Source organism: Pseudomonas sp. HMSC057H01, assembly GCF_001836405.1.
Taxonomy (GTDB): Bacteria; Pseudomonadota; Gammaproteobacteria; order Pseudomonadales; family Pseudomonadaceae; genus Pseudomonas; species Pseudomonas aeruginosa.
Genome location: NZ_KV828475.1, coordinates 106470 through 129667 on the forward strand (window position 1 = coordinate 106470; position 23198 = coordinate 129667).

Consider the following 23198-nt stretch of genomic DNA (forward strand, 5'->3'; position numbering starts at 1 on the left):
ACTGTCATGCGCCGGGCCGCTCTGGCGCGGCGTCCGCCGCTCCGCTAACCTGCGGCTCAGGCGCGGCCGCAGCCGCGCACGGAACGAGGGGGGACGCATGACTCAACAGCACGACACCCATAGCAAGGCCATCGGCTACCTGCTGTGGATCTTCGGTTTCACCGGTTCGCACCGCTTCTATTACGGCAAGCCGATCACCGGGACGATCTGGTTCTTCACCTTCGGCCTGTTCTTCATCGGCTGGATCATCGACCTGTTCCTCATCCCGTCGATGGACCGCGAGGCCGACCGGCGCTTCCAGGGCGGCAACCTGGACTACAACGTGGCCTGGATCCTGCTGACCTTCCTCGGCGTGCTCGGCGTGCACAGGATGTACATGGGCAAGTGGATCACCGGGATCATCTACCTGTTCACCGGCGGCCTGTTCTTCCTCGGCGTGCTCTACGACTTCTGGACCCTCAACGGACAGGTGTCCGAGCGCAACGGGCCGCAGCGCATCTGAGGCTCGTCGCCAGGTGCGAGAAGCCCGCCATCCGGCGGGCTTTTTCATGGGTGGCGCCACGGTCGGCAGGGAATTCCTCCGGCGGGACTTAAGGAACCAAAGGTTCTAACGTTCTACCTGTAGGTTATTGGCGCCCGCGCGCGCCAGCCCCTATGGTCTGCAAGCCCCAGAACGGATAGGTGCAATGGCTCACGAGGCCGCGCACCGTATCGCTCCGTGCGGAAACACCGAAAGGAGAAAAGATGACTTCCGACTCACGCCCCGCCGTGCTCGACCTGATCGGCAACACCCCGCTGGTTCGCGTGACGCGCTTCGATACCGGCCCCTGCACCCTGTTCCTCAAGCTCGAATCGCAGAACCCCGGCGGCTCCATCAAGGATCGCATCGGTGTCGCCATGATCGAGGCCGCCGAGCGTGACGGCCGCCTGCGGCCCGGTGGCACCATCGTCGAGGCCACCGCCGGCAACACCGGTCTCGGCCTGGCCCTGGTCGGCCGCGCCAAGGGCTACCGGGTGGTGCTGGTGGTGCCGGACAAGATGTCCACCGAGAAGGTCCTGCACCTGCGCGCCATGGGCGCCGAGGTGCACATCACCCGCTCGGACGTCGGCAAGGGCCATCCGGAGTACTACCAGGACGTTGCCGCGCGCCTGGCGCAGGACATTCCCGGCGCATTCTTCGCCGACCAGTTCAACAACCCGGCCAACCCGCTGGCCCACGAGTGCGGCACCGGCCCGGAGCTCTGGGCGCAGACCGGCCACGATCTCGACGCCATCGTCGTCGGCGTCGGCTCCTCCGGTACCCTGACCGGCCTTACCCGGTTCTTCCAGAAGGTCCAGCCGGAGCTGGAGATGGTGCTCGCCGACCCCGAGGGCTCGATCATGGCCGAATACTCCCGCTCCGGCACCCTGGGTACGCCGGGGTCCTGGGCGGTGGAGGGCATCGGCGAGGATTTCGTACCGGCCATCGCCGACCTCTCCAGCGTGCGCCATGCCTATTCCATCAGCGACGAGGAAAGCTTCGCCATGGCCCGCGAGCTGTTGCGCGTCGAGGGCATTCCCGGCGGCTCCTCCACCGGCACCCTGCTGGCCGCGGCGCTGCGCTTCTGCCGCGAGCAGAAGGAGCCGAAGCGGGTGGTCAGCTTCGTCTGCGACACCGGCACCCGCTACCTGTCGAAGATCTACAACGACCAGTGGATGACCGACCAGGGCCTGCTGCAACGCAAGCACTACGGCGACCTGCGCGACATCATCGCGCGGCGCTTCGAGGAGGGCCGGGTGATCAGCGTCGGTCCGGACGACACCCTGCTCACCGCCTTCCAGCGCATGCGCCTGGCCGACGTTTCGCAATTGCCGGTGCTGGACGATGGAAAACTGGTCGGTGTGATCGACGAGTCGGATATCCTGCTCGGCGTCCACGCCGACGCGCCACGCTTCCGCGATGCGGTAAGCAGCGCGATGAACGCCGCGCCGGAGACCCTCGCGCCCGGCGCCAGCCTGGCCCAGTTGCAGGCGGTCCTGGACCGCGGCCTGGTGGCGATCGTTGCCGATGCCAGCGGCTTCCACGGCCTGATCACCCGTTTCGACCTGTTGAACCATTTGCGGAGAAAGCTCACATGAGCCAGCACGACCAGCATCCCGACGCCCCGGCCCAGGCCTTCGCGACCCGGGTCATCCACGCCGGGCAGGCCCCCGATCCCTCGACCGGCGCGATCATGCCGCCGATCTATGCCAACTCCACCTACATCCAGGAAAGCCCCGGGGTACACAAGGGGCTCGACTACGGCCGCTCGCACAACCCGACCCGCTGGGCCCTGGAGCGCTGCGTGGCCGACCTCGAGGGCGGCGCCCAGGCCTTCGCCTTCGCCTCCGGCCTGGCGGCGATCTCCTCGGTGCTGGAGCTGCTCGACGCCGGTTCCCACATCGTTTCCGGAAATGACCTCTACGGCGGTACCTTCCGCCTGTTCGAGCGGGTCCGCCGGCGCAGCGCCGGGCATCGCTTCAGCTTCGTCGACCCGACCGACCTGCAGGCCTTCGAGGCCGCGCTGACCCCGGAAACCCGCATGGTCTGGGTGGAAACCCCGAGCAACCCGCTGCTGCGCCTCACCGACCTGCGCGCCATCGCCCAGCTCTGCCGCGCCCGCGGCATCATCAGCGTGGCCGACAACACCTTCGCCAGCCCCTACATCCAGCGCCCCCTGGAACTGGGCTTCGACGTGGTGGTGCACTCCACCACCAAGTACCTGAACGGCCATTCCGACGTGATCGGCGGCATCGCCATCGTCGGCGACAACCCGGACCTGCGCGAGCGCCTGGGCTTCCTGCAGAACTCGGTGGGCGCCATCTCCGGGCCGTTCGACGCCTTCCTCACCCTGCGCGGGGTGAAGACCCTGGCGCTGCGCATGGAGCGCCATTGCAGCAACGCCCTGGCCCTGGCCCAGTGGCTGGAGCGCCAGCCGCAGGTGGCGCGGGTCTACTACCCCGGCCTGGCTTCGCACCCGCAGCATGAGCTGGCGAAACGGCAGATGCGTGGCTTCGGCGGGATGATCTCCCTCGACCTGCGCTGCGACCTGGCCGGCGCCCGGCGCTTCCTGGAGAACGTGCGGATCTTCTCCCTGGCGGAGAGCCTGGGCGGGGTGGAAAGCCTGATCGAGCATCCGGCGATCATGACCCACGCCAGCATCCCGGCGGAAACCCGCGCCGACCTGGGCATCGGTGACTCGCTGATCCGCCTGTCGGTGGGCGTCGAGGCGCTGGAGGACCTGCAGGCCGACCTGGCGCAGGCGCTGGCGAAGATCTGAGGCTCCGCAGGGAGCGGCGCCGACCGGCGCGGCTGCCGGCCATCGGGTGTCCCCGGCGAGCATGCCTCGGCGGATAACGCTCCGCGTTATTCGCCCTGCCGTTAAGGCGGGTTGGTGGCAGAGGCTGGGATAGGGCGCCCACCCCGGCAACGGATACGCCCACCGGAATCGCGAACGCGAAGATGAGAAAGCCCGCCGGATGGCGGGCTTTTTCGTGGTGGCAGGGATCAGCCCTCGTGGGTCAGGTGTCCGTCCACCAGGGTGTAACGCACTCGTCCCGGCAGGCAGTGACCGACGAACGGGCTGTTCTGCCCCTTCGAGTACCAGCTCTCACCGGCCAGGGTCGAACCCTGCGGGTCGAACAGCACCAGGTCGGCGGCCTGGCCCACCGCCAGGCGCCCGGCAGGCAGGCGCAGCGCCTGGGCCGGGCCGTGGGAGAGGCGGGCGAGCAGGGTCGGCAGGTCGAGCAGGCCGTCCTGCACCAGCGTCATCGCCAGCGGCAGCAGCAGCTCGGCGCCGCTGATGCCCGGCTCGGTGGCGGCGAACGGCGCGTTCTTGGCGTCCGCCTCGTGGGGTTGGTGGTGGCTGGCGATGGCTTGTACCACGCCGTTCTTCACCGCCTCGCGCAGGGCTTCGCGGTCGGCCTTGGTGCGCAGCGGCGGTTGCACGTGGTAGAGGCTGGAGAAGCCCACCAGCGCTTCGTCGGTGAGGATCAACTGGTACAGCGCCACGTCGCAGGTCACCGGCAGGCCGCGGGCCTGGGCCTGGGCGACAAGTTCGATGCCGCGGGCGCTGGTCAACTGGCTGAAGTGCGCGCGCACGCCGCTCTGTTCCACCAGCAGCAGGTTGCGGGCCAGGGCCACGGTCTCGGCGGTTTCCGGGATCCCCGCGAGGCCGAGGAAGCTGGCAGTCGGGCCTTCGTGGGCGAGGCCGCCTTCGGCGAGATCGGTGTCCTGCGAGGTGAAGATCACCGTCAGGTCGAAGGTCGCCGCGTACTCCAGGGCGCGCCGCAGGATGCGGTTGCTGGCGAAGCCATGCAGGCCATTGGTGAAGGCCACGCAACCGGTGTCGCGCAGGGCCACCAGTTCCGACAGTTGCTCGCCGCCGAAGCCGCGGGTCAGCGCGCCGATGGGGTAGACCTTGGCGTTGCCGGCCTCACGGGCCCGGTCGAGGATCAGCTCGGCCACCGCCGGGGTGTCCAGCACCGGCCGGGTATAGGGCGGGCAGCACAGGCTGGTGGTGCCGCCGGCCGCGGCGGCGCGGGTCTCGCTTTCGACGTTGCCCTTGCGTCCGTAGCCCGGCTCGCGCAGGGCGACGCTGAGGTCGACCAGTCCCGGCGCGGCCACCAGGCCGGCGCCGTCGAGGGTCTTCTGGGCGCTGAAGCCGGCCGGCGCGGCGCCGATGGCGACGATCTTGCCGGCCTCGATGTGGAGGTCGCCGACCTGGTCCAGGCCGCTGGCCGGGTCGATGACGCGGGCGCCTCGGATACTGATGGTCATTCGGCGTCCTCCTGTTCCAGCTGGCGTTGGGTGTTCTGGCCGCTCATGGCCATGGACAGCACCGCCATGCGGATGGCGATGCCGTAGGTGACCTGGTTGAGGATCACCGACTGGGCACCGTCGGCCACCGCCGACTCGATCTCCACGCCACGGTTGATCGGGCCAGGGTGCATGACGATGGCATCCGGCTTGGCCAGCTTCAGGCGCTTCTCGGTCAGGCCGTAGAGCTTGAAGAACTCGCCCTCGCTGGGTAGCAGGCCACCCTGCATGCGCTCGCGTTGCAGGCGCAGCATGATCACCACGTCGACGTCCTTCAGGCCTTCGTCGGCGTTGGTGAACACGCGCACGCCGTACTGCTCTTCCAGTCCGATCGGCAACAGGGTGCGCGGGGCGATCACGCGGATGTCCGGGCAACCCAGGGTCTTGAGCGCCAGCATGTTCGAACGGGCTACTCGCGAATGCAGGATATCGCCGACGATCGCCACCGATAGCTGCTCGAAGTTCCCTTTGTGCCGGCGGATGGTCAGCATGTCGAGCATCCCCTGGGTGGGGTGCGCGTGGCGGCCGTCGCCGCCGTTGATCACCGCCACGTTGGGGCTGACGTGCTCGGCGATGAAGTGCGCCGCGCCCGAGTCGCTGTGGCGCACCACGAACATGTCGGCGGCCATCGCCTCCAGGTTGCGCAGGGTGTCGGTGAGCGTCTCGCCCTTGCTGGTGGAAGAGGTGGATACGTTCAGGCTGATCACGTCGGCCGACAGCCGCTGGGCGGCCAGCTCGAAGGTGGTGCGGGTGCGCGTGGAGTTCTCGAAGAACACGTTGCAGACGGTCTTGCCGCGCAGCAGCGGGACCTTTTTCACCGCGCGGGCGCCGACCTCCAGGAAGGAATCGGCGGTATCGAGGATTTCGGTGAGCAGCTCGCGGGGCAATCCGTCGAGCGAGATGAAGTGGCGCAGCTGGCCCTGGTCGTTGAGCTGCAGCGGGCGCTTGGCGTCTGTCGGCATGGGGCAGGCCCTAGTGAAGAGGATCAGGAAGCGGAGGAAAGGACCTTGCGCTCGAGGGCGAGCGGTGCGGGACCGACCAATTTTACCCGTTCATCGCGACCCAGGGACAGGGTCTGGCCGACCACGTCGGGGCGGATAGGCAACTCCCGGGCGTTCAGGTCGAGCAGGCAGACCAGGGTCACGCTGGCCGGACGGCCGTAGTCGAACAGTTCGTTGAGCGCGGCGCGGATGGTGCGGCCGCTCATCAGCACGTCGTCCACCAGCACCAGGTGCTGGCCGTCGATCTCGAACGGCAGCGCCGACGGGCGGACCTGCGGATGCAGGCCGTTCTGGGTGAAGTCGTCGCGGTAGAAGGAGACGTCGAGGGTGCCCAGCGGCTCTTGGTTGCCCAGTTCCCTCAGCAGCGCCTCGGCGACCCAGATGCCGCCGGTGTGGATGCCGACGAAGCGCGGCCGCTCGATGCCTCGCTCGGCGAGATGGGCGCGCAGGTCGCTGGCCATGCGCGGCAGGAGTTCGGCGGGATTGGGTAGGCTCATGGTGGCTCCTCGCTGACATCGATGGGATGGCCGCCGGGAGAGCCCGCTGTAGGGAGGCGCCCGCGGTGGCGAAAGCATAATGGCAACCGGCGGCGTGCCGGCTGCCATGGGTCAATCCGGGTGTTCGGCCAGCCAGCCTTCCAGCAGCAGGGCGGCGGCCAGGGCGTCCACCGGTCGCTCGCGGTAGCCGTCGCGCTGGCCCTGAGCCAGGCGCTCGCCCTTGGCGGCATAGGTCGTGAGGCGTTCGTCGTGGGTAAAGACCGGCAGGTTGAAACGGCCGTTGAGGCGGCGGCCGAACTTTTCCGCGCGCTCGCTCATCTCGCTTGGGCTGCCGTCCATGTTCAGCGGCAGGCCGACGACGATGGCGTCCGGCTGCCATTCCTTGATCAGCGCTTCCACCCGGTTCCAGTCCGGCACGCCGTTCTGCGCCTTCAATACGCACAGCTCGCGGGCCTGGCCGGTCACCGCCTGGCCGACGGCGACGCCGATCTGCCGGGTGCCGTAGTCGAAGCCCAGCAGCAGGCGCAGCGGCTTGTCGCTGGCCATCAGGCGTGACCGGCCTGGGCGGTGAGCAGGCTGAGGTTGACGCCCAGGCGCGCGGCGGCGGCGCTGAGGCGCTCCTCGGCCGGCAGGTCGAAGAGGATCGCCGGGTCCGCCGGGCAGGTCAGCCAGGCGTTGTCGCTCAGCTCGGCCTCCAGCTGGCCGGCTTCCCAGCCGGCATAGCCGAGGCTGATCAGGCTCTTTTCCGGGCCGGTGCCGGCGGCGATGGCGAACAGCACGTCCTGCGAGGTGGACATCGCCAGCTCGCCCAGTTCCAGGGTCGACTGGTAGCTCAGGCCGCTGGGGTGGAGGACGAAGCCGCGGTCGGTCTGCACCGGGCCGCCGTTGTAGATGTCGATGTGCTGGCAGCGCGCCGGCGGCAGGGCGTCCGGCTTGAGCTGTTCGAGGACTTCCGCCAGGTTGAGGCCGCTGGGACGGTTGATCACCAGGCCCATGGCGCCCTGCTCGTTGTGTTCGACCAGGTAGGTCACGGTCTGGGCGAAATTGGGGTCGGCCATGTGCGGCATGGCGATCAGGAAATGATGCTTGAGGTAGGTTGGGCTGCTCTGTTTCATGGCCGCTAGTGTCCTGCTTCGGACGCGAGAAAGCCAGCCTTGCCGGCGCTACTTGCTGGACAGCCGGTCGCCGCGTTCGAAGCGCCAGGTACGGATGATCTCCAGCCGGTCGATGTCGGCCAGGTCGCCGCTGAACGGCGCATAGGGCGCGGCCAGGCGGACGATGCGCTGGGCGGCCTGGTCGAGGATCGGCTCGCCGGAAGACTCCAGCACCTGCACCTCGTAGATGGTGCCGTCGCGGTTGATCGACACCAGCAGTCGCAGGCTGCCGTAGAGCTTCTGCCGGCGGGCCTCGTCGGGGTAGTTGAGGTTGCCGATGCGTTCGATCTTCTTGCGCCAGTCTTCCTTGTACCAGGCGCCCTTGTCGCGCATGGTCGAGGCGGCGCTCAGGCGGTGGATGCGCGGGCGCTTGGCGTAGGCCTGCTGCTCCTTGGCCAGGTCGGCCTCGAGGCTGGCGATTTCCGCCGACAGCTGGGTTGAGTCGAAATGCGGCGCCGGCTTGGCGACCTGCTCGGCCTTCTGTGCCTGGGTCTTGCTCGGTGCCTTCTGCTGGCGCTGGCGGGTGGTGGTCACCGCGGCCTTGGGCGCCTCTTCGCTCCTGGCCTGCTTCGGCGTAGCCGGCGGCGCGACTTTCTTCACCTGGTTGTCCTGGAACGGCGCGACCTCGGTGGTCTTCGGCGCGGCCTTGTGCTCCAGGGTACCGCTGCCCTGCTGGTTCATCTGCGCGAGGTAGTCGGCCTTCTCCGGCGCCTTGTCGCTCTTGAAGGTGGCTAGGGTGATTTCCAGGGTCTTGCTGATCTGGCTCGGCGCGGGCATGGAGAAGCCCACCCCGAGGATGAAGGCGACGTGCAGGATGGCTGCGATGAACAGGGTGAAGCCCAAACGGTCCGCCGGGCGGACGCCGGCAGCGGCGGAGGGGGACTTGAGGACGGCGGCGTTCATTGCGGATCGTGGTGGCTGGCGTGGGGCGAAGTCTGCCGATGGGGGGCGGAAAAGTCTATGACGCACTCCGCGCCTTGGACACGCGGTCGCTCGCCGTGGCGCATCGGCCGGGCCGAGGCGGGCGGACCGAGGCCCGCCCGCGCGATTCAGCGGGCAGCCAGCTGGGCGGCGATGGCGTCCATCAGCTTGTCGCCGATGCGGGTGTCGAAGGCCTGGTCGATCTCGCGGATGCAGGTCGGGCTGGTGACGTTGATTTCCGTCAGATAATCGCCGATCACGTCGAGGCCGACGAACAGCAGGCCGCGCTCGCGCAGGTGCGGGCCGACCTCGGCGGCGATCCAGCGGTCGCGCTCGCTCAGCGGCTGGGCCACGCCGCGGCCGCCGGCGGCGAGGTTGCCGCGGGTCTCGCCCTGGGCGGGGATGCGCGCCAGGCAGTAGGGCACCGGTTCGCCGTCGATCATCAGGATGCGTTTGTCGCCGTCCTTGATTTCCGGCAGATAGCGCTGCGCCATGATCTGCTGGCTGCCATGCTGGGTGAGGGTCTCGAGGATCACCGAGAGGTTCGGGTCGCCTTCGCGGTGACGAAATATCGACGAACCGCCCATTCCGTCCAGGGGTTTGAGAATGATGTCACGATGCTCGGCGGCAAACTCGCGCAGAATATCGGATCGCCGGCTGACCATCGTCGGCGGAGTGCACTGGGTGAACTGCGTGGCGAAGAACTTCTCGTTGCAGTCGCGCAGGCTCTGCGGCCGGTTCACCACCAGGGCGCCGGCACGCTCGGCCTGTTCCAGCAGGTAGGTCGAATAGACGAATTCGTTATCGAAGGGCGGGTCCTTGCGCATCAGGATCACGTCCAGTTCGTGCAGCGGTTGGTCGCTTTCCGCTTCCAGTTCGAACCAGCGGGAGGCATCGTTGAAGACCTTCAGCGGGCGCATGCGTCCACGCGCGACGCCGGCCTTCTGGTAGAGGTCCTGCTGTTCCATGTAGAACAGCGACCAGCCGCGGGCCTGGGCAGCCAGCAGCATGGCGAGCGAGCTGTCCTTCTTGAAGTTGATGCGCGCGATGGGGTCCATGACGATCCCGAGGCGTACGCTCATGGGAATTCCTCCGAAAGGGGGTGGGTTGTCCGGTCGCGGCGGGGAGGCCGCGTGGCAAGCGGGTTTGACGCTCAGGTTGGCGCCCCGTTTGCGCTTGGTCAAGGAAAAAGCCGGCCTGTTCCGGGCATTATGGATAGAGTTGCGTCGAGTGTGCTAAAAAGGCCCGCGATTGGGTCGCAGCCCGTCGGTGACAGGGCGTTAGCGCACTGAAGAAAACACAGAAGAATGATTCACCGAGTCGATATAGGGCGAACATGGAACAGCAATCCGACGGTTTGAAAGTGATGGTGATCGACGATTCGAAAACGATTCGTCGCACCGCCGAAACACTGCTGAAAAAGGTCGGTTGCGACGTGATCACGGCAATCGACGGCTTCGATGCCCTGGCGAAGATCGCCGATACCCATCCGAACATCATTTTCGTCGACATCATGATGCCGCGCCTGGATGGCTATCAGACCTGCGCCCTGATCAAGAACAACAGCGCGTTCAAGTCCACCCCGGTGATCATGCTGTCCTCCAAGGACGGCCTGTTCGACAAGGCCAAGGGGCGCATCGTCGGCTCCGACCAGTACCTCACCAAGCCGTTCAGCAAGGAAGAGCTGCTGGGCGCGATCAAGGCACACGTACCCAGCTTCACCCCGGTGGACGCCGTTTCCTGATATCCGGCCGCATGGCCGTTGATGCTTATTTCGTGATGGGGATCCCATGGCTCGTATTTTGATTGTTGATGACTCTCCGACCGAGATGTACAAGCTGACCGCCATGCTGGAAAAGCATGGTCACCAGGTACTCAAGGCCGAGAACGGCGGCGACGGCGTCGCCCTGGCCCGCCAGGAAAAGCCCGACGTGGTCCTGATGGACATCGTCATGCCCGGCCTCAACGGCTTCCAGGCGACCCGTCAGTTGACCAAGGACGCCGAGACCAGCGCCATCCCGGTGATCATCGTCACCACCAAGGACCAGGAGACCGACAAGGTCTGGGGCAAGCGCCAGGGCGCGCGCGACTACCTGACCAAGCCGGTGGACGAAGAGACCCTGCTGAAAACCATCAATGCGGTGCTGGCGGGCTGAGCCCGTCGCAGCGCATCGCTCACCCTGACCCCGGAAAGACCAGGCCCCGCATGTCGGACGTTCAGACCCCCTTCCAGCTCCTCGTCGACATCGATCAGCGCTGCCGACGCCTGGCCGCCGGCCTGCCGGCCCAGCAGGAGGCGGTGCAGAGCTGGAGCGGGATCGGCTTCCGCATGGGCGGGCGGTTCTTCGTCGCCCCCATGGGGGAGGTCGGCGAAGTCCTGCACGAACCGCGCTACACCCAGCTGCCGGGCGTGAAGACCTGGGTCAAGGGGGTGGCCAACGTACGTGGCCGCCTGCTGCCGATCATGGACCTCTGCGGTTTCCTCGGCACCGAACTGTCGCCCTTGCGCAAGCAGCGGCGGGTGCTGGTGGTGGAGCACCTGGACGTGTTCGCCGGCCTCATCGTCGATGAGGTGTTCGGCATGCAGCACTTCCCGGTGGACACCTTCAGCGAACAGCTGCCGCCACTAGAAGCGGCACTGCAACCCTTCATTCATGGCGTCTTCCATCGAGAGCAGCCGTGGCTGGTGTTCAGCCCGCATGCGCTGGCGCAACACCAGGGCTTCCTCGACGTCGCCGTATAAACAGCTTCACCGGTTGGGCCGGTCTGCCGGCCCGTGTCGTGACATGGAAATCGTAATCGTGGTCGGTCCGGGCGGGGGCCAAATATGAAGAAAATCAACGCAGGCAATCTTTTCGCGGGCATGCGCAGCAGCTCGGTGATCGCGGGGCTGTTCATCGTCCTCATCGTCTCGATCGTGTTGCTGTTCGCCAACTTTGCCTACCTCAACACCCAGTCGAACCATGACAAGCAGTACATCGGCCATGCCGGCGAACTGCGCGTCCTGTCGCAGCGGATCGCGAAGAACGCCACCGAAGCGGCGGCGGGCAAGGGCGAGGCGTTCAAGCTCCTGAAGGATGCGCGCAACGACTTCGAGAAACGCTGGAACATCTTGGTCAACGGCGACGAGAGCACATCCCTGCCGCCCAGCCCCGAAGCGGTGAAGCCGCAGATGGACGTGGTGCAGCAGGACTGGGACGGTCTGCGCAAGAACGCCGACTCCATCCTCGCCAGCGAACAGACCGTACTGTCCCTGCACCAGGTGGCCTCGACCCTCGCCGAAACCATCCCGCAGCTGCAGGTGGAATACGAAGAGGTGGTCGACATCCTGCTGGAGAACGGTGCCCCGGCCGACCAGGTCGCGGTCGCCCAGCGCCAGTCGCTGCTCGCCGAACGTATCCTCGGCTCGGTGAACAAGGTGCTGGCCGGCGACGAGAACTCGGTGCAGGCCGCCGACAGCTTCGGCCGCGACGCCAGCCTGTTCGGCCGCGTACTGAAGGGCATGCAGGAAGGCAACGCGGCGATGAGCATCTCCAAGGTGACCAACGCCGAGGCGGTGGATCGCCTGAACGAGATCGCCGAACTCTTCGAGTTCGTCTCCGGCTCGGTGGACGAGATCCTCGAGACCTCGCCCGACCTGTTCCAGGTCCGGGAAGCGGCGAACAACATCTTCAGCGTTTCGCAAACCCTGCTGGACAAGGCCTCGCAACTGGCCGACGGCTTCGAGAACCTGGCCGGCGGGCGTAGCATCAACCTGTTCGCCGGTTACGTCCTCGGCGCCCTGGCCCTGGCCTCGATCATCCTGATCGGCCTGGTGATGGTGCGCGAGACCAACCGCCGGCTGGCCGAGACCGCCGAGAAGAACGACCGCAACCAGGCCGCGATCCTGCGTCTGCTCGACGAGATCGCCGACCTCGCGGACGGCGACCTGACCGTGGCCGCGACCGTGACCGAGGACTTCACCGGCGCCATCGCCGACTCGATCAACTACTCCATCGACCAGCTCCGCGAACTGGTGGAGACCATCAACCAGACCGCCGTGCAGGTGGCCGCAGCGGCCCAGGAAACCCAGTCCACCGCGATGCACCTGGCCGAAGCCTCCGAGCACCAGGCGCAGGAAATCGCCGGCGCCTCGGCGGCGATCAACGAAATGGCGGTGTCGATCGACCAGGTATCGGCGAACGCCTCGGAATCCTCGGCGGTAGCGGAACGTTCGGTAGCCATCGCCAACAAGGGCAACGAGGTGGTGCACAACACCATCACCGGCATGGACAACATTCGCGAGCAGATCCAGGACACCTCGAAGCGAATCAAGCGCCTCGGCGAGTCGTCCCAGGAGATCGGCGACATCGTCAGCCTGATCAACGACATCGCCGACCAGACCAACATCCTCGCCCTGAACGCCGCGATCCAGGCGTCGATGGCCGGGGACGCGGGCCGCGGCTTCGCCGTGGTAGCGGACGAGGTACAGCGACTGGCGGAACGTTCCTCGGCGGCGACCAAGCAGATCGAGGCGCTGGTGAAGACCATCCAGACCGACACCAACGAAGCGGTGATCTCGATGGAGCAGACCACCTCCGAGGTGGTCCGCGGCGCGCGCCTGGCCCAGGACGCCGGTGTGGCCCTGGAGGAGATCGAGAAGGTATCCAAGACCCTCGCGGCACTGATCCAGAACATCTCCAACGCCGCCCGTCAGCAGGCATCGTCGGCCGGCCACATTTCCAACACCATGAACGTCATTCAGGAGATCACCTCGCAGACCTCCGCCGGTACCACCGCCACCGCGCGGAGCATCGGCAACCTGGCGAAGATGGCGAGCGAGATGCGCAACTCGGTATCCGGCTTCAAACTGCCGGAGGGCGTGGAGCAGGCCTGAGCATAGGCGCGGCGGCCGCCTGGCGGGCGCCGCGTCGACACCTTGGACGAGGGGCACGGCATGCAGGCGAACGGCGTCTGGTCACTGCAGCCGCTGGCCGATATGTCGGCAGCGGAGTTCCGCGACTGGCAGGTCCTGTTGGAGAACCGCACCGGCGTGGTGCTCAACGAGCAGCGCCGGACGTTCCTGCAGGCCAGCCTGACCGCGCGCATGCGTGAACTGGGCATCGGCGACTACCACAGCTACTACCGCCAGGTGACCGACGGTCCGCGTGGCGCAGTGGAGTGGGCGACCCTGCTGGACCGCCTGACCGTCCAGGAAACCCGTTTTTTCCGTCATCCCCCGTCTTTCGAGCTGCTCGAGCGCTACCTGGGCGAGCGCCTGCGCCGCGAAGGCATGCCGCGGCCCTGGGCCCTGTGGAGCGTCGGCTGCTCCAGCGGCGAGGAACCCTACTCGCTGGCGATGTGCGCCGCGCAGGCGTTGCGCGGGCAGGAACGGGAAGATTTTTTCGGCGTCACCGGGACGGATATCAGCCTTCACGCCCTGCAGCGGGCGCGGCAGGCGAACTATCCGGCCCGCAAGCTGGAGCAACTGGAGGCCGGACTGGTCGAACGCTATTGCGAACGCCAGGCCGACGGCAGCTTCAGCGTGAAAACGATACTGACCGAGCGCGTCTGCTGCGCCCGGCTGAATGTGCTGGACCTGGCGAAGGCGCCCTGGTCCGGCATGGACGTGATTTTTTGTCAGAACCTGCTGATCTACTTCCGTCGCTGGCGACGGCGCGAGATCCTCAACCGGTTGGCCGAACGGCTGGCGCCGGGAGGCTTGCTGGTGATCGGGGTCGGCGAAGTGGTCGACTGGAGCCATCCGGAGCTCGAGCCGGTCGCCGACGAGCGGGTCCTGGCCTTTACCCGTAAGGGGTACTCAGGCACATGAATGGAGTGGCTATGGGTGACCGGCACGACTACGTCGCTCTGGAATGGGTGAAAGGCGAGATCGCCGAAACCCTGAAACAGGCGCGCCAGGCGCTGGAAGCGTTCGTCGAGAACCCGCAGGACCCGACCCGCATGCGGTTCTGCCTGACCTACGTGCACCAGGTGCAGGGCACCCTGCAGATGGTCGAGTTCTACGGCGCGGCCCTGCTCGCCGAGGAAATGGAGCAGTTGGTCCAGGCCTTGCTGGACGGTCGCGTGCCGAACCAGAGCGAGGCCCTGGAAGTGCTGATGCAGGCGATCCTGCAACTGCCGGTCTACCTCGACCGGATCCAGACCGCCCGGCGCGACCTGCCGATGGTGGTCCTGCCGCTGCTCAACGACCTGCGCGCCGCGCGCGGCGAGAAGCTGCTCTCGGAAACCAGCCTGTTCGCGCCCGACCTGTCGCAGCGCCAGCCGCAATTGGACGGCGAGGCCATCGCGCAACTGCGCACCGACGAACTCGGCGGCTTGCTGCGCAAGCTGCGCCAGACCCAGCAGATGGCCCTGGTCGGCCTGCTGCGCAACCAGGACGTGGCCACCAGCCTCGGCTACCTGGCGCGTGTCTATGCGCGCCTGGAGGGCCTGTGCCGCGAGGCACCGCTGGGGCCGCTGTGGAGCATCGCTTCCGGCCTGGTCGAGGGCCTGGCCAACGGTAGCGTGGTCAACAGCGCCTCGGTGCGCACCCTGCTGCGCCAGCTCGACCGCGAACTCAAGCGCCTGGTCGAGCAGGGCGCCGACGGCCTGAACCAGGCCGCGCCGGACGAGCTGGTGAAGAACCTGCTGTTCTACGTGGCCAAGGCGCCTTCGCAGTCGCCGCGAATCCGCGCACTGAAGGAACAGTACCGCCTCGACGAGGCGCTGCCCGACCACGAGACGGTGGACGCCGAGCGCGCCCGCCTCGCCGGACCCGACCGCGACGCGATGCGTTCGGTGGTCGGTGCGTTGTGCGAGGAACTGGTGCGGATCAAGGACAGCCTCGACCTGTTCGTGCGCAGCGACCGTGGCCACCCCTCGGAACTGGACGCCCTCCTGGCGCCGCTCAAGCAGATCGCCGATACCCTGGCGGTGCTCGGCTTCGGCCAACCGCGCAAGGTCATCCTCGACCAGTTGGACGTCATCCACGCCCTGGCCCAGGGCCGCCGCGAGCCGAGCGACGCGATCCTGATGGACGTCGCCGGCGCGTTGCTCTACGTCGAGGCCACCCTGGCCGGCATGGCCGGTCCCGGCGACGAGCGCAACAGCGAGGAAAGCCGCCTGCCCACCACCGATGTGGCGCAAATCCACCAGTTGGTGATCAAGGAAGCGCGCAACGGTCTGGAGCAGGCCAAGGACGCGATCATCGAGTTCATCGCCTCGCAGTGGAACCACGAGCACCTGGCCCGCGTGCCGGAGCTGCTGACCCAGGTCCGCGGCGGCCTGGCGATGATCCCGCTGGAGCGCGCCGCGACCCTGCTGGAAACCTGCAACCGCTATATCCAGGAACAGCTGCTGGCGCGCAAGGCGGTGCCGGACTGGCAGAGCCTGGATACCCTGGCCGATGCCATCACCAGCGTCGAGTATTACCTGGAGCGCCTGAGCGAGGACCATGCCAGCCAGAGCGACCTGATCCTCGACGTCGCCGAGGACAGCTTGGCGAACCTCGGCTATACGCTGAAACCGAATTCGTCGGCCCCGGCCGAGCCCGGCCTGTCCGGGCCCGCTGCCATCGCGTCCCCGGCTGCCGAGCCGGAGAGGCCGGAGGCGGTCGTCGAGGTCGCCGAGACAGCGGAGCAACCGCCCGCCGACACGGCTCCTGCCGAGGCGGCGAGGGGAGATGCCCCGCTGCTGGCCAGCGACGACAACTGGACCCTTGGCGAAGTCGCGCCCGACGCCGGCGAGCCGTCCCTCGACCTGGCCCTGGACCTGCCGCTGGACGATTCCGCCGAAGTGCCGCCGGCGTTGCCGGAGGTGGTCGAGGAGAGCGGCCAGCCGCAGTCGACCCCGGCGCCTGCCCGCAGCCTGGACGATTTCAGCCTCGACGAGATCGATCTCTCCGGCCTCGACCTGCCCGCCGATGCGGCCCCGGCCTCCGGGCCGGCGGCCCTGGCGGACTGGTCGCTGCCGGAGCAGTGGGGGCTCGGCGATGACCTGGCGCAGCCGGCGCAGGCCGACGAGACGTTGGATCTGAGCCTGGAGGAGCCGGCGCTGTCCTTCGACGCGCCGCTGGAAAGCCTCGAGCCGTTGCCGGCGCTGGAGCCTTTCGACGGCTCCGCTGAACAGGAGCTGGTTCTCGATGCGCTCGATCCGCTGCCGTTGGATGTAGCCTTGCCGGAGGCGGAGGGCGAGGTGTCCGCCTGGGAGGGCTCGAGCCTGGAGGAACTGGATCTTTCCGACCTCGATCTCCCCGAGGTGCAATTGCCCGAGGCCGAGGCGCCGCCTGCCGCCGAGGCGCTCGCCAGCGCAGCGCCGGCCCTGTCTCTGGCCGAGGTGATGGCTGCGCCGGTGCAGCCGATCAACCCGCCGGCGCAGAACGTTCCGGTCAGCCTGCTGCCGCCGCCGGCCGACGAGGAGCCGGTGGACGAGGAACTGCGCGAGGTCTTCATCGAGGAGGCCGGCGAGGTCCTGGAGACCCTCGGCCGCTACCTGCCGGCCTGGAAAGCCGACCACGACGACCGCGACGCGCTGACCGAGGTACGCCGTGCCTTCCATACCCTCAAGGGCAGCGGACGGATGGTCCGTGCCCTGGTGATCGGCGAACTGGCCTGGTCGATAGAGAACCTGTTCAACCGCGTGCTCGATCGCAGCATCGCCGCCAGCGAGCCGGTTCAGCGAGTGGTGGACCAGGTCGTGGCCCTGTTGCCTGAGCTGGTCGAGGAGTTCGCCGCCAATGCCCAGCGCCAGCGCGACGATGTCGACCTGCTGGCGGCCACCGCGCATGCCCTGGCCAAGGGCGAGCCGCTGCCGGAACCGCCGGCGCCGGACGACGGCGGAGTACCGCCGGAAGCCGGGGCGGAGCAGCCGTCGAGCCTGGAGAACGGAGTCCAGGCGCCGCCATTGGCCGACGCGCCGCAGGCCGCTGCCGAGGCGCAGAGCGACGTCGAACTGCTCGATCCGCAACTGCTGGAGATCTTCACCAACGAGGCGGAGACCCATCTCGAGGCCCTGGTCGGCTTCCTCGCCGACTGCGCCCGCGAACTGCCGCAGCCGGTCACCGATGCCTTGCAGCGTGCCCTGCATACCCTCAAGGGTAGCGCGCACATGGCCGGCATCCTGCCGATCGCGGAGATCGCCACGCCGCTGGAAAAACTGGTCAAGGAATACAAGTCCAACCTGCTCGCCTTCGACCTGCGCGAAGCCGAGTTGCTGCACGACGCCGAGCAACTGTTCCGCATCGGCCTGGAACAGGTCGGTGCGCACCGGCCGTTGAACCCGATCCCCGGCAGCGATGCGCTGCTGGAGCGTATCGAGGCACTGCACCAGGAGCGCATCGCCTCGCTCGAGGCCGAGCGCTACAGCGATGCCGGCGAGCGCCGCGATCCGTTGCTGATCGAGGCGTTCCTCGTCGAAGGCATGGACATCCTGCTGGACGCCGAGGACTTGCTCGAGCGCTGGCACGAGCATCCGCAGGAGCGCCAGGAGCTGAGCGCGCTGCGCGAGGAACTCAGCGCTCTGGACCAGGGCGCCCGGCATGCCGAGCTGCCGCAGGTGGAAGAACTCTGCCAGGCCTTGCTGGCGCTCTACGATGCCGTCGAGGAAGGCCGCCTGGCGGTCAGCCCGGCGTTCTTCGAGGAAGCCCGCCAGGCCCATGAGGCGCTGATCGGGATGATGGACCAGGTCGCCGCCGGCCTGCAGGTCACGCCGCGTCCGGAGCGGGTCGCGGCCCTGCAGGAACTGTTGGAAGCGCCCGCCGCCGAGGCCGTTCCGTTCATCGACCCGGAGAGCCTCGGCGCCGACGATTTCCCCCCGGAAGACGAAGAGCTGGCCCTCCCCGAGGCGGTCTTCGAAGAGGCCGGGACGCCTGCCGAGGAGACCGTACCGGCAGCGCCTGCACCGGCTCCCGGCCGCGAGCTGGACGAGGAAATGGTGTCGATCTTCCTCGAAGAGGCGGTGGACATCCTCGAAAGCGCCGGCCAGGCACTGGCCCAATGGCAGGCCGAGCCGGGCGCGCTGTCTTCGCTCAGCGCCCTGCAGCGCGACCTGCACACCCTCAAGGGCGGCGCACGGATGGCCGAGATCGCCGAGATCGGCGACCTGGCCCACGAGCTGGAGGCCCTCTATGAAGGACTGGTCGACCGCCGTTACCAGCACTCCCCGCAACTGGCCGGATTGCTGCAAGCCTGTCACGACCGCCTGGCCGAACAGCTCGACCAGTTGAGCGCCGGCCAGCCCCTGGCCGACCCGCACGACCTTATCCAGGCGATCCGCCGGTTCCGCCAGGGCCCGCTGGCCGAGGCCGCGACACCGGGCGAGGCGGAAAGCCCCGTCGAGGAACTCGTTGCACCGGCCGTCGAGGTGCCCGCCGCGCCTGCCGCGACGCAGCCGCCCGCTGCGGAGGCGTTCGAAGAGCGCGATCCCGAACTGGTGGAGATCTTCCTCGAGGAAGGCTTCGATATCCTCGACAGCGCTGCCGCCGCGTTGCAGCGCTGGATCGACGACGTCGACAACACCATCGAACTGGAAGCCTTGCAGCGCGACCTGCATACCCTCAAGGGCGGTGCGCGGATGGCCGAGATCGGCGAGATCGGCGACCTCGCCCATGAGCTTGAATTCCTCTACGAAGGCCTCTGCGGCGGACGCCTGCGCGCCAGCCCGGCCTTGTTCGGCCTGCTGCAGCGCTGCCACGACGAGCTGGCCGAGATGCTCGAGGCGGTGCGTGGCCATCGCACGCTGCCCGACGGGCAGGCGCTGATCGCGGAGATCAGGCGCCTGCGCAGCGATCCCGACGAGCAACTGAGCGTACCCACCAGCGTCAGCCTCAAGCCGCTGGCGGCGAAGGGTGCGGCGGCCGACGAGAGCGAGATCCTCGACATCTTCCTCGAGGAAGCCGACGACCTGCTGGAGAACCTCGAACTGGCGCTCGGCCGCTGGGACGGCGGCAACGGCGACGCCCAGCCGCTGGACGACCTGCTGCGGATCCTGCACACCCTCAAGGGCGGTGCGCGCCTGGCCGGGCAGACCGAGCTGGGCAACCTGGCCCACGACCTCGAGCAGCATCTCACCGATGCGCAGCAACAGGGCGCGCCGTGGCCGGACAGCCTGCTGCTGGATGCGCAGTCGGGGCTGGAAGGCCTGCAGCGGCAGGTCGACCTGTTGCGCGAGCGGCTGGCCGAGGACGACGAGGCCGGTGAACGGCCCGAGCCCGCCCAGGCGCTGGTCCAGGCCGACGATACCGACCGCGCGGTGGCCTCCGCGCTGGCCGAGCTGACCCGCCTGGCCCCGGCGGCCGGCGCGATCATGGCGGCCGAGGCGGCGCCTCCGGCTGCTCCGGCCACCACCCTGCCGTTCGTGCGCAAGGCCCAGGAGGCGGCCCAGGAGGCCGCTTCCCGGCGTGCCCCGCAGGAACTGGTGAAGGTGCCGGCGGAACTGCTGGAGAACCTGGTCAACCTGGCGGGCGAGACCTCGATCTTCCGCGGCCGGGTCGAGCAGCAGGTGAGCGACGTCGGCTTCACCCTCGGCGAGATGGAGTCCACCATCGAGCGGGTGCGCGACCAGTTGCGCCGCCTCGACACCGAGACCCAGGCGCAGATCCTCTCGCGTCACCAGGCCGATGCCGAACGCGCCGGCTACGAAGAATTCGACCCGCTGGAAATGGACCGCTATTCGCAGTTGCAGCAGCTCTCGCGCGCACTCTTCGAATCGGCCTCCGACCTTCTCGACCTGAAGGAAACCCTGGCGGCGAAGAACCGCGACGCGGAGACCCTGCTGCTGCAACAGGCGCGGGTCAACACCGAACTCCAGGAAGGCCTGATGCGTACCCGCATGGTGCCGTTCGATCGGCTGGTACCGCGTTTGCGGCGGATCGTCCGGCAGGTGGCCGGCGAACTCGGCAAGCAGGTCGAGTTCGTGGTCGGCAACGCCGACGGCGAGATGGATCGTACCGTTCTCGAACGCATCGTCGCGCCGCTGGAGCACATGCTGCGCAACGCCGTGGACCACGGCATCGAGTCCGGCGAGACACGCCGCGCGGCGGGCAAGCCGGAGCACGGTACGATCCGCCTGAACATCGGCCGCGAGGGCGGCGACATCCTCCTCACCCTCTCCGACGACGGCGCCGGCATCCGCCTCGACGCGGTACGGCGCAAGGCCATCGAGCGTGGCCTGATGAGCGCCGACAGCGACCTCAGCGATCATGAAGTGCTGCAGTTCGTGCTCGAGTCCGGCTTCTCCACCGCCGAAAAGGTCACCCAGATCTCCGGGCGCGGCGTCGGCCTCGACGTGGCCAACTCCGAGGTCAAGCAGCTCGGCGGCTCGGTGAGCATCCAGACCGAGCCGGGCCAGGGCACCCGCTTCAACGTGCGGCTGCCGTTCACCGTGTCGGTGAACCGGGCGCTGATGGTGCTATCCGGCGAGGATCTCTACGCGGTGCCGCTGAACACCATCGAGGGCATCGTGCGGGTTTCGCCCTACGAACTGGAGGCGCTCTACGACCAGCGCGGCGAGGCGGGGCTGGATACGCCCAGCTTCGAATACGCCGGGCAGTCCTACGAACTGAAGTACCTCGGCGAGCTGCTGAACAACGGCCAGGAACCCAAGCTGGTCGGCCAGTCGCTGCCCTTGCCGGTGATCCTGGTGCGCTCCTCGGAGCATGCGGTGGCGGTGCAGGTCGACTCGCTGGCCGGTTCCCGCGAGATCGTGGTGAAGAGCCTCGGTCCGCAGTTCGCCGGGGTCGCCGGGATTTCCGGGGCGACCCTGCTCGGCGATGGCCGGGTGGTGGTGATCCTCGACCTGCTGGCGACCATCCGCTCCCGGCACGCGCTGCTCGGCCAGGAAAACCGTCGCGAACGCCTGGCGCTGCGCCAGGAAATGGCGGCGAGCGAAAGCGAGCAGCAGCGGCCGCCGCTGGTCATGGTGGTGGACGACTCGGTCACCGTGCGCAAGGTCACCACCCGCCTGCTGGAGCGCAACGGCATGAACGTGCTGACCGCGAAGGACGGCGTGGACGCCATCGCCCAGCTCCAGGAGCACCGTCCGGACATCCTCCTGCTGGACATCGAGATGCCGCGCATGGACGGTTTCGAGGTCGCCACCCTGGTGCGCCACGACGAGCGCCTGGGCAACCTGCCGATCATCATGATCACCTCGCGGACCGGCGAGAAACACCGCGAGCGCGCGCTGGGCATCGGCGTCAACCAGTACCTCGGCAAGCCTTACCAGGAAACCGAGCTGCTCGAAGCCATCCAGTCCCTGGTCGGCCAGCATGAGTGAGCGCGCCACGCCACGGGTCGCGGTGATCGCCGACACCTCGTTGCAGCGCCACGTGTTGCAACAGGCGCTGCTCGGCCATGGCTACGAGGTGGTGCTCAACGCCGACCCGGCCAGGGTCGACGACGCCGCGCTGGAGTGCGCGCCCGACCTGTGGCTGGTGGACCTGACCCAGCAGGACGACTCGCCGCTGCTGGACAGCCTGCTGGAGCAGGACTGTGCGCCGGTGCTGTTCGGCGAGGGCCACGCGCCGGAGCGGCATACCGAACATTACCCGCGCTGGGAGCGGCGGCTGATCGGCAAGCTGAAGCGCTTGATCGGCGACCCCAGCGATGGCGTTGGCGACAGCCTCGGCGCATTGCTCGACGAGGAGCGTCCGCCGCGCCTGGAGATTCCCGGCGACCTCGCGGCGATGCCGCTGCAGGCCGGCGAAGCGGCCCGCGAGGTGTGGCTGCTGGCGGCCTCGCTCGGCGGCCCGGCGGCGGTGAAGGCATTTCTCGACGCCTTGCCCGGCGGCCTGCCGATCGGCTTCCTCTATGCCCAGCACATCGACGCCAGCTTCGAGCAGAACCTGCCGCAGGCAGTCGGCCGGCACAGCCAGTGGCATGTGAAGAACGTCCGCGACGGTGAAGCGCTGCGTTGCGGCGAGGTCATGGTGGTGCCGGTGCTGCACGAACTCGGTTTCCACCACGATGGGCGACTGAAATGCAGCCAGCGTCCCTGGCCGGAACCCTACACCCCGTCCATCGACCAGATGATGCTCAACCTGGCCCAGCAGTTCGGGCCCGACTGCGGGGTGATCGTCTTCAGCGGCATGGGTAGCGACGGCAGCGCCGCTGCCGCCTACGTGCGGCGCCAGGGTGGCGAGGTATGGACCCAGCGCGCCGACAGTTGCGTCTGTTCGAGCATGCCGGACAGCTTGCGCGAAGCCGGTTACAGCAGTTTCAATGCCAGCCCCCGCGAACTGGCCGAGGCATTGGTCAAGCATCTGGCCGCACGCTGCGCGCCGACAGGAGTCGAAACATGAACCAGGCCGTGATCGAGCAGGATGGCATGAGCCGGAACACCCCAGCCAACCCGACCCCGGACAGCCTCACCGGGCTGCTCCTGCCGCTGAGCGACCGCACCCTGCTGTTGCCCAACGTCGCCGTGGCCGAACTGATCGCCTATCGCAACCCGCAGGTCGCCGCCGGCGTGCCGCAGTGGTACCTGGGCCAGGTGGCCTGGCGCGACCTGCGCCTGCCGCTGCTGTCCTTCGAGGCGGCCTCCAGCGGCGAACAGCAGCCGGTACTCGGCAGCAGCGCGCGGGTGGTGGTCATCAACGCCCTCGGCGGACGACCCCATGTGAAATTCCTCGCCCTGCTGGTGCAGGGCATTCCGCGCTCGGTGCGGCTGGACGCCAATCTCGCGAGCACCGCCGCGCCGCTGGCGGCGCTGGAACTGGCGGCGGTGGACATCGGCGGCGAAACCGCGCGGATTCCGGACCTGGCCGGGCTCGAAGAGAAGCTCGCCGACGCCGGCCTGATCTGAGCCGTCC

General features: G+C 68.0%; 18 protein-coding genes. 11 read left to right on the forward strand and 7 right to left on the reverse strand.

Annotation, left to right across the window (positions count from 1 at the left end):
• Positions 1 to 97 precede the first annotated feature (97 nt).
• The 3 genes from HMPREF2581_RS15970 to HMPREF2581_RS15980 all read left to right on the forward strand — a co-directional run bounded on the left by HMPREF2581_RS15970 (position 98) and on the right by HMPREF2581_RS15980 (position 3299).
• A complete protein-coding gene (locus HMPREF2581_RS15970) occupies positions 98 to 502 on the forward strand; it encodes an NINE protein (protein WP_003084560.1) in 405 nt (134 codons plus the stop codon).
• A 242-nt stretch (positions 503 to 744) separates the two neighbouring features.
• On the forward strand, positions 745 to 2118 hold the full coding sequence (locus HMPREF2581_RS15975) for a pyridoxal-phosphate dependent enzyme (RefSeq protein WP_004365040.1): 1374 nt from the start codon (positions 745 to 747) through the stop codon (positions 2116 to 2118).
• Positions 2115 to 3299 carry a cystathionine gamma-synthase gene (locus HMPREF2581_RS15980; protein ID WP_003110017.1) on the forward strand — a complete coding sequence of 395 codons (1185 nt, stop codon included), beginning with the start codon at positions 2115 to 2117 and terminating at the stop codon, positions 3297 to 3299. The genes HMPREF2581_RS15975 and HMPREF2581_RS15980 overlap by 4 nt, the downstream gene beginning before the upstream one ends.
• A gap of 227 nt (positions 3300 to 3526) precedes the next feature.
• Here the strand turns inward: HMPREF2581_RS15980 and HMPREF2581_RS15985 are convergent, their stop codons facing one another.
• From HMPREF2581_RS15985 to gshB, 7 genes are all read right to left on the reverse strand, one after another.
• On the reverse strand, positions 3527 to 4798 hold the full coding sequence (locus HMPREF2581_RS15985) for a dihydroorotase (RefSeq protein WP_004365041.1): 1272 nt from the start codon (positions 4796 to 4798) through the stop codon (positions 3527 to 3529).
• Complete coding sequence (locus HMPREF2581_RS15990) at positions 4795 to 5799, reverse strand: aspartate carbamoyltransferase catalytic subunit (RefSeq protein ID WP_003084569.1); 1005 nt, start codon at positions 5797 to 5799, stop codon at positions 4795 to 4797. The genes HMPREF2581_RS15985 and HMPREF2581_RS15990 overlap by 4 nt, the downstream gene beginning before the upstream one ends.
• Positions 5800 to 5822: 23 nt before the next feature.
• Positions 5823 to 6335 (reverse strand): bifunctional pyr operon transcriptional regulator/uracil phosphoribosyltransferase PyrR, encoded by a 513-nt coding sequence (gene pyrR, locus HMPREF2581_RS15995; RefSeq protein WP_003084574.1) that lies wholly within the window; start codon positions 6333 to 6335, stop codon positions 5823 to 5825.
• A 111-nt stretch (positions 6336 to 6446) separates the two neighbouring features.
• Complete coding sequence (gene ruvX, locus HMPREF2581_RS16000) at positions 6447 to 6881, reverse strand: Holliday junction resolvase RuvX (protein WP_003084575.1); 435 nt, start codon at positions 6879 to 6881, stop codon at positions 6447 to 6449.
• A complete protein-coding gene (locus tag HMPREF2581_RS16005) occupies positions 6881 to 7450 on the reverse strand; it encodes a YqgE/AlgH family protein (RefSeq protein ID WP_003084577.1) in 570 nt (189 codons plus the stop codon). The genes ruvX and HMPREF2581_RS16005 overlap by 1 nt, the downstream gene beginning before the upstream one ends.
• 48 nt (positions 7451 to 7498) lie before the next feature.
• Positions 7499 to 8392, reverse strand: coding sequence for a TonB family protein (locus HMPREF2581_RS16010; protein ID WP_003084580.1), 894 nt, complete (start codon positions 8390 to 8392; stop codon positions 7499 to 7501).
• A 146-nt stretch (positions 8393 to 8538) separates the two neighbouring features.
• Complete coding sequence (gene gshB, locus HMPREF2581_RS16015) at positions 8539 to 9492, reverse strand: glutathione synthase (RefSeq protein WP_003100943.1); 954 nt, start codon at positions 9490 to 9492, stop codon at positions 8539 to 8541.
• A gap of 254 nt (positions 9493 to 9746) precedes the next feature.
• Between gshB and pilG the strand changes: the two genes are divergently transcribed.
• The 8 genes from pilG to HMPREF2581_RS16055 all read left to right on the forward strand — a co-directional run bounded on the left by pilG (position 9747) and on the right by HMPREF2581_RS16055 (position 23191).
• The gene (pilG, locus tag HMPREF2581_RS16020; RefSeq protein WP_003084583.1) at positions 9747 to 10154 is read left to right on the forward strand and encodes a twitching motility response regulator PilG; all 408 of its coding nucleotides are present in this window, start codon (positions 9747 to 9749) and stop codon (positions 10152 to 10154) included.
• Between the two features lie 46 nt (positions 10155 to 10200).
• Positions 10201 to 10566 (forward strand): twitching motility response regulator PilH, encoded by a 366-nt coding sequence (gene pilH / locus HMPREF2581_RS16025; protein WP_003084587.1) that lies wholly within the window; start codon positions 10201 to 10203, stop codon positions 10564 to 10566.
• 50 nt (positions 10567 to 10616) lie between these two features.
• Positions 10617 to 11153: a chemotaxis protein CheW gene (locus tag HMPREF2581_RS16030; RefSeq protein ID WP_003084590.1), complete on the forward strand. Its 537-nt coding sequence runs from the start codon at positions 10617 to 10619 to the stop codon at positions 11151 to 11153.
• A gap of 84 nt (positions 11154 to 11237) precedes the next feature.
• On the forward strand, positions 11238 to 13286 hold the full coding sequence (gene pilJ, locus HMPREF2581_RS16035) for a chemotaxis chemoreceptor PilJ (RefSeq protein ID WP_003084592.1): 2049 nt from the start codon (positions 11238 to 11240) through the stop codon (positions 13284 to 13286).
• Positions 13287 to 13346: 60 nt separating this feature from the next.
• Positions 13347 to 14222 carry a type 4 fimbrial methyltransferase PilK gene (gene pilK, locus HMPREF2581_RS16040; RefSeq protein WP_003084594.1) on the forward strand — a complete coding sequence of 292 codons (876 nt, stop codon included), beginning with the start codon at positions 13347 to 13349 and terminating at the stop codon, positions 14220 to 14222.
• A gap of 11 nt (positions 14223 to 14233) precedes the next feature.
• Positions 14234 to 21664 carry a chemotaxis signal transduction system protein ChpA gene (gene chpA / locus HMPREF2581_RS16045; protein ID WP_004365046.1) on the forward strand — a complete coding sequence of 2477 codons (7431 nt, stop codon included), beginning with the start codon at positions 14234 to 14236 and terminating at the stop codon, positions 21662 to 21664.
• Entirely contained in the window at positions 21657 to 22688 is a 1032-nt protein-coding gene (locus HMPREF2581_RS16050) for a chemotaxis protein CheB (protein ID WP_004365048.1), read from the forward strand. Before chpA ends, HMPREF2581_RS16050 begins: the two co-directional genes overlap by 8 nt.
• Positions 22685 to 23191 carry a chemotaxis protein CheW gene (locus HMPREF2581_RS16055; RefSeq protein ID WP_003084602.1) on the forward strand — a complete coding sequence of 169 codons (507 nt, stop codon included), beginning with the start codon at positions 22685 to 22687 and terminating at the stop codon, positions 23189 to 23191. The genes HMPREF2581_RS16050 and HMPREF2581_RS16055 overlap by 4 nt, the downstream gene beginning before the upstream one ends.
• The last annotated feature ends 7 nt before the right edge of the window (positions 23192 to 23198 follow it).

Coding starts and splice junctions, on each gene's coding strand:
- HMPREF2581_RS15985 (WP_004365041.1), bottom strand. CDS start 4,798: ATGACCATCAGTATCCGAGGCGCCCGCGTCATCGACCCGGCCAGCGGC.
- HMPREF2581_RS16010 (WP_003084580.1), bottom strand. CDS start 8,392: ATGAACGCCGCCGTCCTCAAGTCCCCCTCCGCCGCTGCCGGCGTCCGC.
- HMPREF2581_RS16005 (WP_003084577.1), bottom strand. CDS start 7,450: ATGAAACAGAGCAGCCCAACCTACCTCAAGCATCATTTCCTGATCGCC.
- ruvX (WP_003084575.1), bottom strand. CDS start 6,881: ATGGCCAGCGACAAGCCGCTGCGCCTGCTGCTGGGCTTCGACTACGGC.
- pilH (WP_003084587.1), top strand. CDS start 10,201: ATGGCTCGTATTTTGATTGTTGATGACTCTCCGACCGAGATGTACAAG.
- HMPREF2581_RS16055 (WP_003084602.1), top strand. CDS start 22,685: ATGAACCAGGCCGTGATCGAGCAGGATGGCATGAGCCGGAACACCCCA.
- HMPREF2581_RS16050 (WP_004365048.1), top strand. CDS start 21,657: ATGAGTGAGCGCGCCACGCCACGGGTCGCGGTGATCGCCGACACCTCG.
- HMPREF2581_RS15975 (WP_004365040.1), top strand. CDS start 745: ATGACTTCCGACTCACGCCCCGCCGTGCTCGACCTGATCGGCAACACC.
- pyrR (WP_003084574.1), bottom strand. CDS start 6,335: ATGAGCCTACCCAATCCCGCCGAACTCCTGCCGCGCATGGCCAGCGAC.
- HMPREF2581_RS15990 (WP_003084569.1), bottom strand. CDS start 5,799: ATGCCGACAGACGCCAAGCGCCCGCTGCAGCTCAACGACCAGGGCCAG.
- pilG (WP_003084583.1), top strand. CDS start 9,747: ATGGAACAGCAATCCGACGGTTTGAAAGTGATGGTGATCGACGATTCG.
- pilJ (WP_003084592.1), top strand. CDS start 11,238: ATGAAGAAAATCAACGCAGGCAATCTTTTCGCGGGCATGCGCAGCAGC.
- gshB (WP_003100943.1), bottom strand. CDS start 9,492: ATGAGCGTACGCCTCGGGATCGTCATGGACCCCATCGCGCGCATCAAC.
- HMPREF2581_RS16030 (WP_003084590.1), top strand. CDS start 10,617: ATGTCGGACGTTCAGACCCCCTTCCAGCTCCTCGTCGACATCGATCAG.
- pilK (WP_003084594.1), top strand. CDS start 13,347: ATGCAGGCGAACGGCGTCTGGTCACTGCAGCCGCTGGCCGATATGTCG.
- chpA (WP_004365046.1), top strand. CDS start 14,234: ATGGGTGACCGGCACGACTACGTCGCTCTGGAATGGGTGAAAGGCGAG.
- HMPREF2581_RS15970 (WP_003084560.1), top strand. CDS start 98: ATGACTCAACAGCACGACACCCATAGCAAGGCCATCGGCTACCTGCTG.
- HMPREF2581_RS15980 (WP_003110017.1), top strand. CDS start 2,115: ATGAGCCAGCACGACCAGCATCCCGACGCCCCGGCCCAGGCCTTCGCG.